This window comes from Salimicrobium album, from assembly GCF_900107115.1.
Lineage (GTDB): Bacteria > Bacillota > Bacilli > Bacillales > Halobacillaceae > Salimicrobium > Salimicrobium album.
Map to the genome: position 1 here is coordinate 358,926 of NZ_FNOS01000001.1, position 14,468 is coordinate 373,393.

14 protein-coding genes and 1 pseudogene are annotated in these 14,468 nt (G+C 46.3%); 3 read left to right on the forward strand and 12 right to left on the reverse strand.

Features of this window, described 5'->3' with window-relative positions:
- Positions 1–75 precede the first annotated feature (75 nt).
- The 11 genes and pseudogenes from BLU03_RS01810 to BLU03_RS01860 form a co-directional block, all read right to left on the reverse strand.
- Positions 76–1,851, reverse strand: coding sequence for a helix-turn-helix domain-containing protein (locus BLU03_RS01810; protein ID WP_176765378.1), 1,776 nt, complete (start codon positions 1,849–1,851; stop codon positions 76–78).
- A 95-nt stretch (positions 1,852–1,946) separates the two neighbouring features.
- On the reverse strand, positions 1,947–3,113 hold the full coding sequence (locus tag BLU03_RS01815; protein WP_093105143.1) for an aminotransferase: 1,167 nt from the start codon (positions 3,111–3,113) through the stop codon (positions 1,947–1,949).
- Positions 3,110–3,607, reverse strand: a complete 498-nt coding sequence (locus BLU03_RS01820; protein ID WP_008589444.1) for an Lrp/AsnC family transcriptional regulator — start codon at positions 3,605–3,607, stop codon at positions 3,110–3,112. The genes BLU03_RS01815 and BLU03_RS01820 overlap by 4 nt, the downstream gene beginning before the upstream one ends.
- Positions 3,608–3,816: 209 nt before the next feature.
- Positions 3,817–5,326 (reverse strand): annotated as a pseudogene (locus tag BLU03_RS01825) (acyl-CoA dehydrogenase family protein).
- Complete coding sequence (locus BLU03_RS01830; protein WP_093105145.1) at positions 5,323–6,816, reverse strand: class I adenylate-forming enzyme family protein; 1,494 nt, start codon at positions 6,814–6,816, stop codon at positions 5,323–5,325. The pseudogene BLU03_RS01825 and the gene BLU03_RS01830 overlap by 4 nt, the downstream one beginning before the upstream one ends.
- On the reverse strand, positions 6,813–7,187 hold the full coding sequence (locus BLU03_RS01835) for a MerR family transcriptional regulator (protein ID WP_176765389.1): 375 nt from the start codon (positions 7,185–7,187) through the stop codon (positions 6,813–6,815). Before BLU03_RS01835 ends, BLU03_RS01830 begins: the two co-directional genes overlap by 4 nt.
- 221 nt (positions 7,188–7,408) lie before the next feature.
- Positions 7,409–7,594, reverse strand: coding sequence for a hypothetical protein (locus BLU03_RS01840; RefSeq protein ID WP_076569430.1), 186 nt, complete (start codon positions 7,592–7,594; stop codon positions 7,409–7,411).
- A gap of 12 nt (positions 7,595–7,606) precedes the next feature.
- Entirely contained in the window at positions 7,607–7,966 is a 360-nt protein-coding gene (locus BLU03_RS01845; protein WP_076569427.1) for a hypothetical protein, read from the reverse strand.
- A complete protein-coding gene (locus tag BLU03_RS01850; protein ID WP_076569425.1) occupies positions 7,967–9,205 on the reverse strand; it encodes a hemolysin family protein in 1,239 nt (412 codons plus the stop codon).
- A gap of 150 nt (positions 9,206–9,355) precedes the next feature.
- A complete protein-coding gene (locus BLU03_RS01855; protein ID WP_008592287.1) occupies positions 9,356–9,715 on the reverse strand; it encodes a fluoride efflux transporter FluC in 360 nt (119 codons plus the stop codon).
- Positions 9,712–10,083, reverse strand: a complete 372-nt coding sequence (locus tag BLU03_RS01860; RefSeq protein WP_093105150.1) for a fluoride efflux transporter FluC — start codon at positions 10,081–10,083, stop codon at positions 9,712–9,714. The genes BLU03_RS01855 and BLU03_RS01860 overlap by 4 nt, the downstream gene beginning before the upstream one ends.
- Positions 10,084–10,280: 197 nt before the next feature.
- Here BLU03_RS01860 and rlmN point away from each other — a divergent pair, with 197 nt between their 5' ends.
- Complete coding sequence (rlmN, locus tag BLU03_RS01865) at positions 10,281–11,372, forward strand: 23S rRNA (adenine(2503)-C(2))-methyltransferase RlmN (protein ID WP_008592289.1); 1,092 nt, start codon at positions 10,281–10,283, stop codon at positions 11,370–11,372.
- 90 nt (positions 11,373–11,462) lie between these two features.
- Here rlmN and BLU03_RS01870 read toward each other — a convergent pair whose 3' ends face one another.
- Positions 11,463–11,651: a hypothetical protein gene (locus BLU03_RS01870; protein ID WP_008592291.1), complete on the reverse strand. Its 189-nt coding sequence runs from the start codon at positions 11,649–11,651 to the stop codon at positions 11,463–11,465.
- Between the two features lie 223 nt (positions 11,652–11,874).
- Here BLU03_RS01870 and BLU03_RS01875 point away from each other — a divergent pair, with 223 nt between their 5' ends.
- Positions 11,875–13,389 carry a BCCT family transporter gene (locus tag BLU03_RS01875; protein WP_008592293.1) on the forward strand — a complete coding sequence of 505 codons (1,515 nt, stop codon included), beginning with the start codon at positions 11,875–11,877 and terminating at the stop codon, positions 13,387–13,389.
- Between the two features lie 104 nt (positions 13,390–13,493).
- A complete protein-coding gene (locus tag BLU03_RS01880; protein ID WP_008592295.1) occupies positions 13,494–14,384 on the forward strand; it encodes a LysR family transcriptional regulator in 891 nt (296 codons plus the stop codon).
- The last annotated feature ends 84 nt before the right edge of the window (positions 14,385–14,468 follow it).

The following is a 14,468-nucleotide window of genomic DNA, read 5'->3' on the forward strand; positions in this document are numbered from 1 at the left end:
AAGATAATTTCAAATAATAAAAAATATAGGTAACCGACAAAAACAAAACGAAATTTTTGTCGGTTACCTATAACTTCATTCGTTCAAATAGTCATTTATTCGAAAAGCCAGCTGCAATTCAAAGGTTTTTTTCCCTGAAAGACTTTTGATATCGAGAATTTTATAAACCGTTGCCAGGCGATATTTAATAGTATTCACGTGAAGAAACAATCGTCGTCCACTCTCCGCCATATTCTGATTAGTATCCAGATACATCTTCAGCGTATTCAAAAGCTCCGACCCGTATTTTTCGTCATGTTCGATTACCGGAAGAAGAATTTCGCTTCTGTAGTTACGCAACTCGTCCCGTTCCATTTTCAAAAAAAGCCGATACGGTCCCAGTTGCCGGTAATTCATTATATACCTTTCCTGATAAGTGGATTGCAGAAATTCCACACATCTCTTAGCGTCGTAGTAGGAATAGTGTACTTCGTTCAGTTTTGTGACTGTTCTTCCGAGCCCTATACTCCCGGATATCCCGGCGTATGAAGAAGAATAACTCATTATTTTATTGAAAATACGGCCGAGTTTTTCGTATACAGCCGTCTCCGAGAGATACCCCGGAACTGTAAACATGACGTTGACTTCCAGATTCCGGTCGTAAACGAGAGTCCTGTATGGTAGTCTTGAAAATTCACGGTAAAACATCCTCATTATTTTCTGCTTCTTTTCAGTCATTTTTTCAAAAGACAGCAATGGGTCCCTAAAGTACAACTGAGCTATACAATAATTGTGGTAATCATGCTCCGGGAAATTCATCTCTGTTAAATTCAGCGAGGATAGATCTTCGTAAGGGTGATGGATGATCCTCTCGAGAATAGACCCGGAATAATTAAAGTGCTCCTCCACGAGTCTTTCCTGGCGATCGATTTCCATGGCAAATACAGTCACCGCCTGTTCTACGGCAAATTGATCCAGTGGATCCACATCCGTACCATTCATTATGGGGACAGCGAGCAATCCGAAAAAACGTGTGTCAGCAGCTATTGGGAAAAAATAGACGAGTCGTTCCTCCCCGGCGAGTGAGACCTGTTCAGAGAGCGTTTCCGTTTCAAAAACAGGACGCTCCGCCCCCTGTATGGTCTCCTCCTTCAGCTCGAGGGATATTGAATACAATTCTTTCTCGGACGTTGCTATTATATCCATCATTTCATTATAAACAATCACCGGTTCATCAATAAGTTTCGACAGGGTGGAGGTGATATCTGCCAGTCCTCCTTTCGCCAGTGAAACTTTAGAAAGTTCCTCATGAATTCTTTTGTTCCTTTCGTTCTGTGAAAATAATGTTGCATTCTCAATCGCAATAGACGCCTGATTCGCAAATGTTTCCAGCAGTCGAAGATCTTCCTGCTCGAATTGCACATCATCTTCATACACATCGACGGTCAGAACACCGATACACTTTCCGTCAGAAATGAGAGGTACACAAATAGCACTTACCGGATACTCCATCCGTCCGAGCGAATGAGAGTAAATATTTCTGATATTCTCCGAAATGTCGGCCATGCCCTCCACCGTGTCTTCTAAAGAAGAAAATATGCGACCTTTTTCATCGAGAAATGTTTTTCCACTCATCCCTTCCCCGGGCTTTAGGCGGATCTCTTTCATGTACGTCATATCAAATCCAACCGCTGTTTTCGCGTACAGTATGTCTGCCCTATCATCATACAGAAACAGTACGCTCTTGTTCGCTCCTCCAACAACATTCAATACTTCCTGAATCAATTGCTCCAGCACTTCCGGCAAGTCCCGTGTAGAATTTAATACGTTCACGGAATTGATCAGGCTCATCAGTTTCTTTTCATTATCCATTGAGTTTCTCCTTTCTGGACGACTTTCACTGCACTCCATAAAAAAACAGCTCAACCGAGGGGCCGCCCCCCCTTTTTTGAGCTGTCCGTATATTTTTAAATTCTCCGGTCTACGAAACGCTTGATCCGTCTCATCGCTTCGTCGAGCTGTTTGAGAGAAGTGGCGTAGGAACAGCGTACAAATCCCTCCCCGCTCTCTCCGAATACGTTTCCGGGTACTACGGCTACCTGTTCTTCCTGAAGTAATTCTTCCGCAAAGTCAGCCGAACTTAATCCCGTCTCCCTTATAGAGGGAAACGCATAGAAGGCACCGCCCGGATTCGGACAGGAAAGGCCCATTTCGTTCAGACTGCTCACGATGAAGTTACGTCTCTGTTTGTAGCTTTTGATCATGTAATCGACGCTCGATTTCCCGTTCTTCATAGCTTCAAGCGCTGCATGCTGGGCGATGGTCGGTGCACACATCATTGTAAACTGATGGATTTTCACCATAGTCTGGATAATTTCCTCCGGTCCTGTTGCATAACCGAGCCGCCAGCCGGTCATAGCGAACGCTTTCGAGAAACCGCTGATCAGAACAGTCCTTTCCTTCATGTTTTCAATGGCAGGAAAACTCGTATGTACGTCTTCATACGTAAGCTCTGCATAAATTTCATCTGAAAGTACGAGCAGGTCGTGCTTTTCGACGACTCCCGCCACCTTCTCCAGTTCATTCCTCGTTAACGCAGCACCTGTCGGATTATTCGGGTTGCAGAGTATAATCGCTTTCGTTCTCGGGGTGATTGCAGCTTCCAGAAGTTCCGGCGTAAGTTTGAAATCATCCTCCGGTCTTGTCTGAATCGTAACGGGCGTACCTCCGGCAAGACTCACTGTCGGCACGTAGGCAACAAATCCCGGTTCTACGACGAGCACTTCCTCCCCCGGGTTCACTGTAGCTCTCAATGCCAGATCAATAGCCTGACTGGCTCCGACCGTAACGATGATTTCTTTTTCGGCATCGTAATTCACCCCGAAACTTCCGAGCAGATAGTTACTGATTTCTTCGCGCAGATCGAGCATCCCCGCATTTTCCGTGTAGGAAGTGTACCCCTGTTCAAGAGCATGGAAGCTGTGCTCGATGAAGCTCCACGGAGTGACGAAATCCGGTTCCCCTACGCCGAGAGAAATGACGTCCTCCATCTGTGCTGCCAGGTCGAAGAAACGGCGGATGCCGGAAGGTTGCAGACTGTCGGCCTGCTTCGACAAAAAAGACGTTTTTTTCATGGTGTCACCACCATTCTTTTATCGTTATCATCCTCGTCATCCAGAATAATTCCGTCATGCTTATAACGTTTCAGTACGAAATGTGTCGTCGTCGAAAGAACAGAATCAAGAGCCGAAAGTTTCTCGGAGATAAACCGTCCTATTTCCATCATTGTTTTTCCTTCGACGGAAACAGAAAGATCGTAAGCTCCGGACATCAAATATACGGCTTTCACTTCCGGAAAACGGTAAATCCGTTCTGCGACTTTATCGAAACCGCTGCCTCTCGCCGGCTGCACTTTCACATCCACCATTGCGGTCACTTCTTCTTTCTGGACCACCTTTGCCCAGTCAATCAGAGTCGAATAACCGAGAATCGCTTTTTTCTCCTCGAGACTACGGAGAAGTTCGCGCACTTCTTCTTCCGATACAGCCATCAGCTTCGCAATTTTGGAGGGTTCCAGATTGGCATTTTTTTCAATCAATTGTAACAGTTCTATTTCCTGTTCCTGCATACTCTCACCTGCTTTTCAAGATTCCTGTTGTGTATTAAAGGTTTGATTTATCCATTATAACTCATTTCTTTCGTTTGAGAACGGTTATAATGATAGTTTTTTAAATAATTAAATTTTTTATGGAATTTCAGAACCATAATTGAAGAATGATCTGTCTGACATGTTACCGCAGAAAAAAAGACAGGAGCCCCTGTCTTTTTTCCTGTTACTTATAACTGCTCATAGATGACGTCTTCAAATAGAATAGCCATGTCTTTCATCAGCGACTTCGCCTCCAGCTCCTTTTCCGTCTCTTCTAAACCTGCAAATCGCAGCAGTCGGTCCTCCATTCCATCAATTCTTTTCTCCATTCCATCAGTGGATTTCTCCCTCAGCATTTTGATAAATAATGTGTGGGCTTCATATTTATTTATAAGTCGAAGAAGTTCGAGCGCCAGTATGTTCGCCGTTCCTTCCCACACAGTCAGCACCTGGGCATCGCGCAGGAGCCGTGGTGTAACAAAATCTTCGATGTATCCATTCCCCCCCATGCATTTCTATCGCTTCATGAGCAAACTCAATCGATTTCTCTGCCGTTTCTTTTTTCATGATAGCAATCAAAAGACGATTCAGAGCTTCCTCTTCAAAAGAAGCAGTTCCGTTCGTCACTTTTTCATAGAGCTGTACCATTTCAAAAACTGCTGCCGTTTCTTTTTCGAGTTTCATCCGAAGCTCCTGGAGAGTCTGCTGAATCATCGGAAAACCGGCCAGTCGGCGTCCGAAAGCATTTCTCCCGTCGGCATAGAGAAGGGCTTCCGTATAACTTCGTCTCATGATTCCGAGTGAAGCGATTGCGTTACAGATCCGTGATAGATTGAGAGCCTCCATCATATAGTAGAAACCGCGGTCCGCTTCCCCGACGAGATAAGCTTTCGCTCCGGTGAATTCCACCTCGGCAGAAGGTACCGCGCGAACTCCGAGTTTATCTTTCAGCCGGCGGATCCTTATGTTGTCTCCTTCCCAGGGGACGAGGAACAGGGAGAGCCCCCGCGAGCCTTCCTTTGCGTCTTCCATACGGGCCAGAACCATTGCCACCCCGCACATACCTGCATTCGAGGCGAAATACTTTTCCCCGTACAAGTAGTAGTCTTTCCCGACAGACACGGCTTCGACCACGTTCGCCCCCACATCCGAGCCTCCCTGCCTCTCGGTCAGAAAAGTGGCTCCTTCATACAGCTCCATGTCTCCGGTAGCAAGGACGTGAGGAAGATACGTTTCTTTCAGTTCCTCACCACCATAATGGTCGAGCAGATATGCCGTCGCCATCGTCAGAGTGACAGGGCAATAGAAGCCTGGTTCAGCCTGGGAGAGAAGGTATCCTTGAGCAAAACTGTACGTGTAGGTTCCTTTTTCACCCAGCTCAGGGATGTTCTTGTGTACGTAACCGACGATTCCCGTTTCATACGTTTCTTTTACCGTCTGTTTATACCCTTCGTTCACCCATACCCGGGAAACCTCTTCTCCATACTTGTCGTACCGTTCGAGTCTCGGCTGGCCTTCTCTGTCCGTGTGGACGGCACGTTCATCTATAGGTCCTGCCGCACGTTGTCCGAATTCTCTCAGATTCTTATCTGCATAGCTGAACATATCGGATGTCATATACTTTTTTAATATCTTCTGCAAAAACTTATCTTCTTCATAAAAGTTATGCTGTTCGTATTCTTCTGTCAGTACTTTCATAATTCCCCTCCTTTGAGGGCCTGTTTCAAGATTTTACCCGAAGCGTTTCTTGGCAGTTCTGCCACTTGTTCATATATTCTTGGTACTTTGTAAGAAGCTATCCGTTTCTCAAGGACGTTTCTCACTTTCTCTTCCTCCGCAGTACCTGCATAAACGGCTTTCACCGTCTCTCCCCACTCCGGATGTGGGATACCGATAACGGCTGCTTCATTTACGCCTTCGATTTCAAGCATTACATTTTCTATCTCTTTCGGATAAATATTCACTCCCCCGGAGATGATCATGTCTTTTTTACGATCAATTACCCAGTAATACCCGTCCTCATCCTGCATCGCGAGGTCTCCGGTCCGAAGCCATTCACCTGCAAATACCGCTTCCGTCTCGTGAGTTTTACGGAAGTATTCACGCATGTTTCCTTCCCCGCGAAGAGCAATTTCCCCTACTTCGCCCTTAGGGACGTTTTCTCCAGCTTCATCGATCAGACATATTTCCGTGCCCCAGGGAGCCCGTTTGCCGATACTCCCGGCTTTCTTTTCATGTTCCTCATCGAAAAGCAGTGTGCCACTCGGCCCCGCTTCCGTAAGACCGTAAACACAAGTAAGGCTGCCGGAAGGGAAAGCCTGCTTTATGGCGTGCACTTCTTTCGATGATAAAGGAGCTCCGCCATAGACCCACCATTTCATCGAAGAAAGGTCCCGTTCCCGGGGATCTGCCATCTGCATCGTCGTAAGATAAGCGACAGGGGCACCGAAGAAATGGGTGGTCTTTTCCCTTTCTATCGTATCCAGAAATAGCTCAGGGGTGAATGTAGGAGTCAACACCAGGGTGGAACCCGTCATCAGGCCCGCCATGAAAAACAAGTGCAGAGGAGCCGAGTGACTGAGAGGCATACTGAGTAAAATACGGCTTTCCGGTTTCACTTCCATTTCGATATTGATCATCGTAGCCACATTTAAAATACTGCGATACGGAAACAGTACACCTTTCGGTTTACCGGTTGTACCGGAAGTGTATAAAACAGTCGATAAATCATCTTCCCTCAAGTAACATTCAATCGGAGTATCTTCCTGCTCCTCAAGCAGTGCCCAAAATGAGTCCCATTCCTCTGTCCTTTCTCCGGTCTTCACTTTCAGCACCGGGGCAGAAATATTCTTGACTGGAGCGACGACCATTTCGTGGGCAATCAGCATTTTCGCTCCGCTGTCCTGAAGGATATAAAGCACCTCTTCCTCTGTAAGCTTTACATTCACCGGCACAACAATAGCTCCAATACGCTGGACAGCCAGATAGGCTATGGCAAACTCGGGGGTATTCGGCAGAAACAGGGCGACTTTATCCTCTGTGTGTATTTCTTTTTTTCTTAAAGCACTGCCGAACTTATTAACGAGAGTATCGAGCTCGGCATAGGTGAGCCGGTTACCCTGGAAGACTATTGCATCCTGAGCGGGATATTTACGGGCATTGCGGGCAAGCAGTTCAGATGTATTCATGACTCTTCCTCCTTCAATTTTTGTTCGAAGTGCATAAGCCATCCTTCCATTTCTTCTTTTAACAGTTGGAATTCCGAAATAACAGTTTCTATTTCCCGAATTCGTTTTTCCCCGTATTCGATCGAACGCTCCAATTGTTTTCGTCCTGACCGGTCTTCATCAAAAAGAAGGATCATCTCCCTGATCTCTTCCAGCGAGAATCCGTATTTTTTCCCCCGCAGAATCAGTTTCAACCGGGCCGCATCCTGACTGGCATATACACGCTGATTACCGGAGGAGCGCCCGGGTGTAAGCAACCCGATTTCTTCATAGTAGCGCAGCGTCCGTGGAGTTACTCCGAAAGATACAGCCGTTTCCCGAATCGATTTCACCACAGCTCCCCTCCTTTGTAGTTTCATTTTATCATTGACGTTAACGTTAACTTCAATATATTTTTTAATTTTTCAGATTTCTTATTTCTTTTTAAAAAATCTTTTCTTCTCCTGTGTATAAAATAGTGCTGTGAATGTAACGGTTCGATAGGAAACGTGCTTATTTTGTCCAAATAAAAAAGACAAAGGAAAAATCCTCTGTCTCCACAAATCTGCCGTTATTAATCTCCGATGATGTTGACGAACGCAAGGATAAGTGCCAGAACCGGCCCTACTATAAAAATTCCGATCAGTAACGATCTCACCATATCCATTACCGCCTGAAAAGGCGTGACTTCATCCTTCTGCGCTTCCAGCAGATGGTTCGTTTTCTTAAGTTCCTCAAGAATTTCTTCCTCTTTATTCACACCGCGACCTCCTTAGACGGTGCCCAGGAATGAAAACAGGGTCATCAGTAACAGGGACAGGACAGCCAGACCGTCATAATAGTAGCTGCGGTCCCCATCGTCCCCTCTCCTGGCTTCTATCACCTGGGAAAGAAAATAAGCCGCCAGCAGCAGAGGGACGACGAAAAACATACCATCCGCTCCGCCCGTCAGGAACAGGAAGGTAAAAGCCGCAATAAGAAGAAATACTTCAAGAACAACGAAACGTTTGTCCCGTCCGGCCCAGGTCATCCCTGTTCTGTCCGGTTCAATTCCCCATTTCCTTTTCAGTACAACTTCGCTGACCGTAATGTGAAAAATAACGACCAGCACGACACCTATAACCGCCGTCATTTATTCTTCCTCCTCAGGCAATTTTTTAATATGAACCCGGCGTATCATACGGCCTTCGATTTCCAGCACCTGAAATTGGAGACGCTCGCGTTCAATCACTTCTCCCAGTTCAGGGAAATCGTTGCATTCCCGTAGAATATACCCGGCCAGGACGTCCTCTTCTTCAGGTATATCCGTATCGAAAATACTGTTCAGACGGCTGAGCGTTATTTTCCCGTCACAGATGATTTCGTCTTCGCCGAGGTGTTCAATGAGCGGGTCGCTGTCGTCGTCCCATTCATCTTCAATTTCCATGCCGATCATCGCTTCTATCGCATCTTCATGTGTCAGAATACCTTCTGTACCACCGTACTCATCAAGAACGACAGCCAGGTGTTTTTTGTTGATCATCATCTTCTTGAAAGCCGACTCCATCGACTGGAATTCATATACGAGGAGGGGTTCTGCATCATAATAGGAAGAGAAGTGATCCTCCGGATGCTCGTACCATGCGAATAAGAACTTGGAGTGGAACACAGCTACGATGTTGTCTATTTCTTCGTCGTACACCGGGTAGCGTGTATAGGAATTGTTGACGACTACATCCCGCACTTCTTCGAAAGTCGCGTCTTTATCCAGAGCCACCAGATCCACACGTGGCGTCTTCATGACATCTTTTACGTTCAAATTGTAAAAATCAAGCACGCCTTTGATCCGGTATGATTCCTCTTCGTTAAACTGTCCCTCGGAGTCCGCTACGTCGACCATCGTACGAAGTTCCTCCTTGGATACCTGTACGTCCTTCGGCTGTCCTTTGGAGAGGAGTTTGTTCAGATTGTCCGTGAACCAGTTCAGCACAGTGGTCAGCGGTTTGAACAAAATGACGAAAAACCAGATCACCGGGTATACAATCATCGCGATACGGTCTGGAAACGTGGCGGCCACTGATTTCGGTATGACTTCTGCAAAAAGGATGATGACGACTGTCAGAATCGCAGAGGCCATTCCTACACTGAACCCGTATTTAATAGCCAGAGTGGTGACCAGGGTCGGCAGCAGGATATTTGCTATATTGTTACCTATCAGTATCGTCGTAATAAATTCGCCCGGTCTGGAAACGAGACGAAGTAGTTTATCAGCCTTTTTGTTCCCTTTATCGACTTGAGACTGCAGGCGCATTTTGTTTGTCGCAGTCAGTGCTGTTTCACTGCCCGAGAAGAACAGGGAAACAAAAATCAGTACGATTATCGCTATGATCAAAACAGCTTCCTCCTTAAAAAACTCCATAAAAAATATAGCTGACCTGATGCCTCTGTTTCTTAAGGCTGCTTATGTTCACATCCGGCCGGAATTACATTTCTTTCACTATACCCTAAATAAAGAGCAGTGAAAAGAAAGAATATCTACCCGCTAATGGAATAATCTCCCTGCCCACATTCCTGCCCAGGCAAGAGCGATTCCGCCCGTGTAGCTTATAAATTGATATAGAAGAAATCTCTTCCTTTCAATCCTTTTATAAAGAGTGATTCCTTCCAGCTGCATGGTAGAGAAGGTGGTCAACGCTCCTGCCATTCCAGTGCCCGCAAATAAGAACGGATGTCCGGAAAACCCGGCTCCGATAAGTGCTCCTAAAAAAAAGCTTCCGAACCAGTTGACGGCCAGCGTGCCTGTAGGGAATGATCCACTGTTCCATTTTTCACTGAAAGAAAAACGCAGCAGGGCGCCGATACTTCCACCAAGACCGACGAGAATAATTGAAAGAATCGTCACACTTCTCCCCCCTTCCCCGGTCCCGCTTTACTGCCTGCGCTGGCAGCTATAGTGCCACCTGCGAAGCTAAGAGATATGTATAAAAAAGCGACAGCGTAGAACTCTCTCTCCAGCAGCGATACTGTTTCCGCGCTCAGAGTGGAAAAAGTGGTGAAAGACCCGAGCACACCGGTGCCAATCGCTTTTTTCAACTGGGCAGACATGGGAAGAGTATGAAACGTCAGCCACGAAAGCAGGAAACTGCCCACTATATTGATAAAGAGTGTCGCGAAAGGAAATATCGTGTCCGGCCTGAATAAAACTTCCCCTGTGATGTAACGGAGCACTGCTCCGATAAACCCTGCAACTGCTATAAATATGTATATCATGTCATCTCTCCACCCGCTTAAAATTCCGTTTCCAGTCGATGCTCTCCTCCGCTATTTCTTCATCACCCATACTATCACAAATCATCCCTGCGTCCTTCTAAGCTTTCCACTTGACTTTATGAAACATATATCTTGTATCTGTTTCTCCTATCCCTTACTATAGGAATAGCGAATTTTAGACAACGAGGAGCGTATTTATGAAAACATCTATTTACGGACTGACGTTCGAACAGCTGACGGACTGGCTCGTAGACCATGGCGAGAAAAAGTTCCGTTCGAAACAGGTGTGGGAATGGCTCTATCAGAAAAGGGTCACGGACTTCGACGATATGAAAAACGTGAACCAGTCCTGCATAGACGTACTTAAGGAAAACTTCACCATCGAAACACTGTCCGAAGAAATCAAACAGGAATCCGAAGACGGCACTGTCAAGTACCTGTTTAAACTTCACGATGGAAACATCATTGAAACGGTACTGATGCGTTTTAACTACGGACTTTCCGTATGTGTGACGACGCAAGTCGGCTGCAATATCGGCTGCTCCTTCTGTGCCAGCGGTGTTCTCAGGAAAAACCGCGACCTTACAGGAGGCGAAATTACCGAACAGATCATGAAAGTCCAGCATGACCTTGACGGAAAACAAAAAGGCGAGCGCGTCAGTCATATCGTAGTGATGGGAATCGGGGAACCGTTCGATAACTACGACAACCTGATCGACTTCCTTAACGTCGTCAACGATAAAAAAGGTCTCTCTATCGGTGCCCGCCACATAACGGTTTCCACAAGTGGAATTGCACCGAAAATGTATGAGTTTGCAGATGAAGGCATCCAGATCAACCTGGCCCTCTCCATCCATGCTCCGAACAACGAACTGAGGACCCAGATTATGAAGATTAACCGGGCCTATCCTCTCGAGAAACTGATGCCGGCAATCGATTACTATTTAGAGAAAACGAATCGACGTATTACGTTCGAGTATATACTGCTGAAAGATGTCAACGACCACGTGAAAGAAGCGCATCAGCTGGCGGACCTGCTTATGGATAAGAAACACCTGTCTTACGTCAACCTTATCCCTTACAATCCTGTCGCCGATAACCCTTATGAGCGGAGCGACAAAGAAGCCATATTGAACTTCTACCAGACTCTGATGGACAGAGGTATCAAGTGCGGGGTCCGTACTGAACACGGCACCGATATCGATGCCGCCTGCGGCCAGCTCAGAAGTAAACAGATCGAAAAAGAAAAAGCCCGTAAAAAAGGAAAGAAAGAAAAAGCGGGAGTCTAAACGGAAGAAATCGTCTCACTCTATACAGAGGAGGCGATTTTTTATTGAAAAAATAAGCCGGCATACGTTTTACGTATGCCGGTGCCCCCGTCAGAAGTATTTGGTATATTCCGGATCCTCCGCCTTACTGACTGCTCCATGCTCGCGGTAAAATTCTTCCACTGTCTCTTCGTTATCATAACGACTGTAGGAATCATTTTTGTTCTTTTTATCGAAAACAGCAGTAAGTGTAATCAGTCCTCCAAGCACCGACATCCCAATAGTAAACCACCACACCATTCCCACCTCCTTCTTACTACTATTGTTCCCTTTTATGAACGGGACTAACCCAAAAAACACAGATGTAACCGGTTTGACATAATTGACATAAGGGTAACGTAAAATACCGGCACTGGGCGTTAGGTTTTATATTAATTTGCAAAAATGTCAATTTTTATTTAGTATAAGTAACTGTTCTTAACCCCGGTAAGTTTTTATACTAAATTACATAAGGAGCGGTTTTATGAAAAAGGTATCTTCGGTATTCTGGTATGGTATCATCGTATGTTTTATATTTGTTCTCTGGGGTGTAATCGGTCCTGAAAACCTGAAGACGGTCACTGCTGCAACCACTTCATTCATCTCGACCAGATTCGGCTGGTATTATCTGCTTATTGTCATGGTAATGCTTGCTTTCTGCGTCTACCTCATTTTCTCACGTTTTTCCCACATAAAACTCGGCAAACAGGATGAAAAACCGGAATTCGGGCTGGCCTCCTGGTTCGCCATGCTTTTCAGTGCCGGTATGGGAATGGGACTTGTGTTCTGGACAACGGCCGAACCGATTTCCCACGCCTTCAATAACAGTCCGACCGCAGAGCCCGGAAGTGAGCAGGCGATTATGGATTCCCTCCGCTTTTCATTTTTCCACTGGGGGCTGCACGCCTGGGCAATTTATGCGCTCGTGGCACTCGTACTTGCCTATTTCAAGTTCCATAAAGATTATCCGGGCTTAGTCAGTGCTACTCTGACACCAATTTTCGGTGAGGACCGAATGAAAGGAACTCTTGGGAAAATCATCGACACGCTGGCTATTGTGGCTACCGTCACAGGCGTGGCTGCGACTCTCGGTTTCGGTACGGCACAGATAAACCAGGGGCTCGCTTTTCTTTTTGACGCTCCCGGTAATTACTGGGTACAGCTGATCATCCTTGTAGTCGCTACAGTACTTTTCATATTCTCTGCCTGGTCCGGCGTGAGTAAGGGTATTAAATACTTGAGTAATATCAACATGATTCTGGGTATTGCCCTTATGGTTCTCCTGTTGATTATAGGACCGACCCTTTACATTATGAATATGTTCACCGCTTCCATCGGGGGCTACGTGGCCAACTTCTTCGACATGAGTTTCCGCATTGCCCCAATGAATGAAGAAAACAGAACGTGGATCGACAGCTGGACGATTTTCTACTGGGCGTGGTGGATCTCCTGGTCACCGTTTGTAGGAATTTTCATAGCCCGGATCTCGCGCGGCCGTACTATTAAAGAATTTATGCTCGGAGTTCTGTTCGTCCCGTCTATCATCTGCTTCGTATTCTTCACGGTTTTCGGCGTCTCTGCACTCGAAGTAGAGCAGAGCGGTCTTGCGACTATTTCGGACTATCCGATGGAAACTGCTACGTTCGCCACACTCGCTGAGTATCCGCTCGGATTCTTCATGTCGCTTATTACACTGGTCGTTATCGCCATCTTTTTCATTACGTCGGCAGACTCGGCTACGTTCGTTCTCGGCATGCTTTCATCCGAAGGCTCCCTTGAACCCGGCGGACGTGTAAAAATCATATGGGGTCTCACACTTTCTGCCATGGCAGCGATTATCACTTACTTCGGAGGGACCCAGGGCCTGCAGAACGTTCTCATAATAGCTGCCTTCCCTTTTTCCATCGTTGTACTTATGATGGGATATTCCTTCTATAAAGCTGCCAGTCGGGAAGTTTCCCCGAAAAGAAAGAGAAAGAAAGAAAATAAAGCTGTATGATAAGGAAAACATGCCTGATCTCCCGCCGCAAAAGCGAGGTCAGGCATGTTTTATGCCTACTGTGATACAATTTTACATAAAACTTGGAGAAAACAGGTGAATCTATGGATATCAGACATCTTACGTACTTTATTGAAGTCACCCGGTTCGAAAGCTTCACACGCGCTGCGGAGCATTTGTACGTGACTCAACCCACCATCAGCAAAATGATCAAAAACCTCGAAACGGAGCTGGGCGTCGAACTGTTTGACCGGTCCCGTAAACAGCTGGTACTTACTGATGCCGGACGGGCCATTTATGACAAAGCGAAAACGATAGTAAAAGCTTCCGAAAACCTGCAGACGGAACTCGATGACCTGATAGGTCTGCAGAAAGGGCACATAAGAATCGGTCTCCCTCCGATTCTTGATGCAGAGTTATTCATCGGAATCCTCGGAGAGTTCCATCAGTTGCATCCGCGCATCACTTTCGAGCTGATTGAAAATGGCACGAAAAAAATCGAAGAGGATATCCTTAATGAGCACCTCGATGCAGGTATAGCCGTGCTTCCCCCGCAGGAAGAGGAATTCGACACCTTCTCTTTTATCAAAGAAGAGTTGAAAGCGGTTCTTCCCGCTTCCCACCCTCTGGCCGGGAGGAAAAGAATAGACCTGGAGGAGCTGAAGGATGACGATTTCATCACTTTCAACAGAGATTTCGCCCTGTATGAGCGTATCCACGATGCATGCCTGTCGGCAGGGTTTGTTCCGAAAACTATTTCGGAGACGTCCCAATGGGATTTCATCGGTAAAATGATCACTTCAGGGCTCGGTATTTCCATATTGCCCTATAGTGTCGCTAATTTACTGAAAGAAGACCTCCGGCTCGTCAAGATCCGCAACCCTTCCCTCGAGTGGAACGTCGGTCTTATATGGAGAAAGAACCACTATTTATCTTACGCTACCAGAGAGTGGCTCCGTTTCACTCAGGAAAGACTTATCGAAAACTCCTCCTGAACATACGGTATATCTGACGGATAGGAGAGACATCGAATTGATTTCTCTCCTGTCCGTTTTTTCGTGCTCTAATTCACGGCTTTC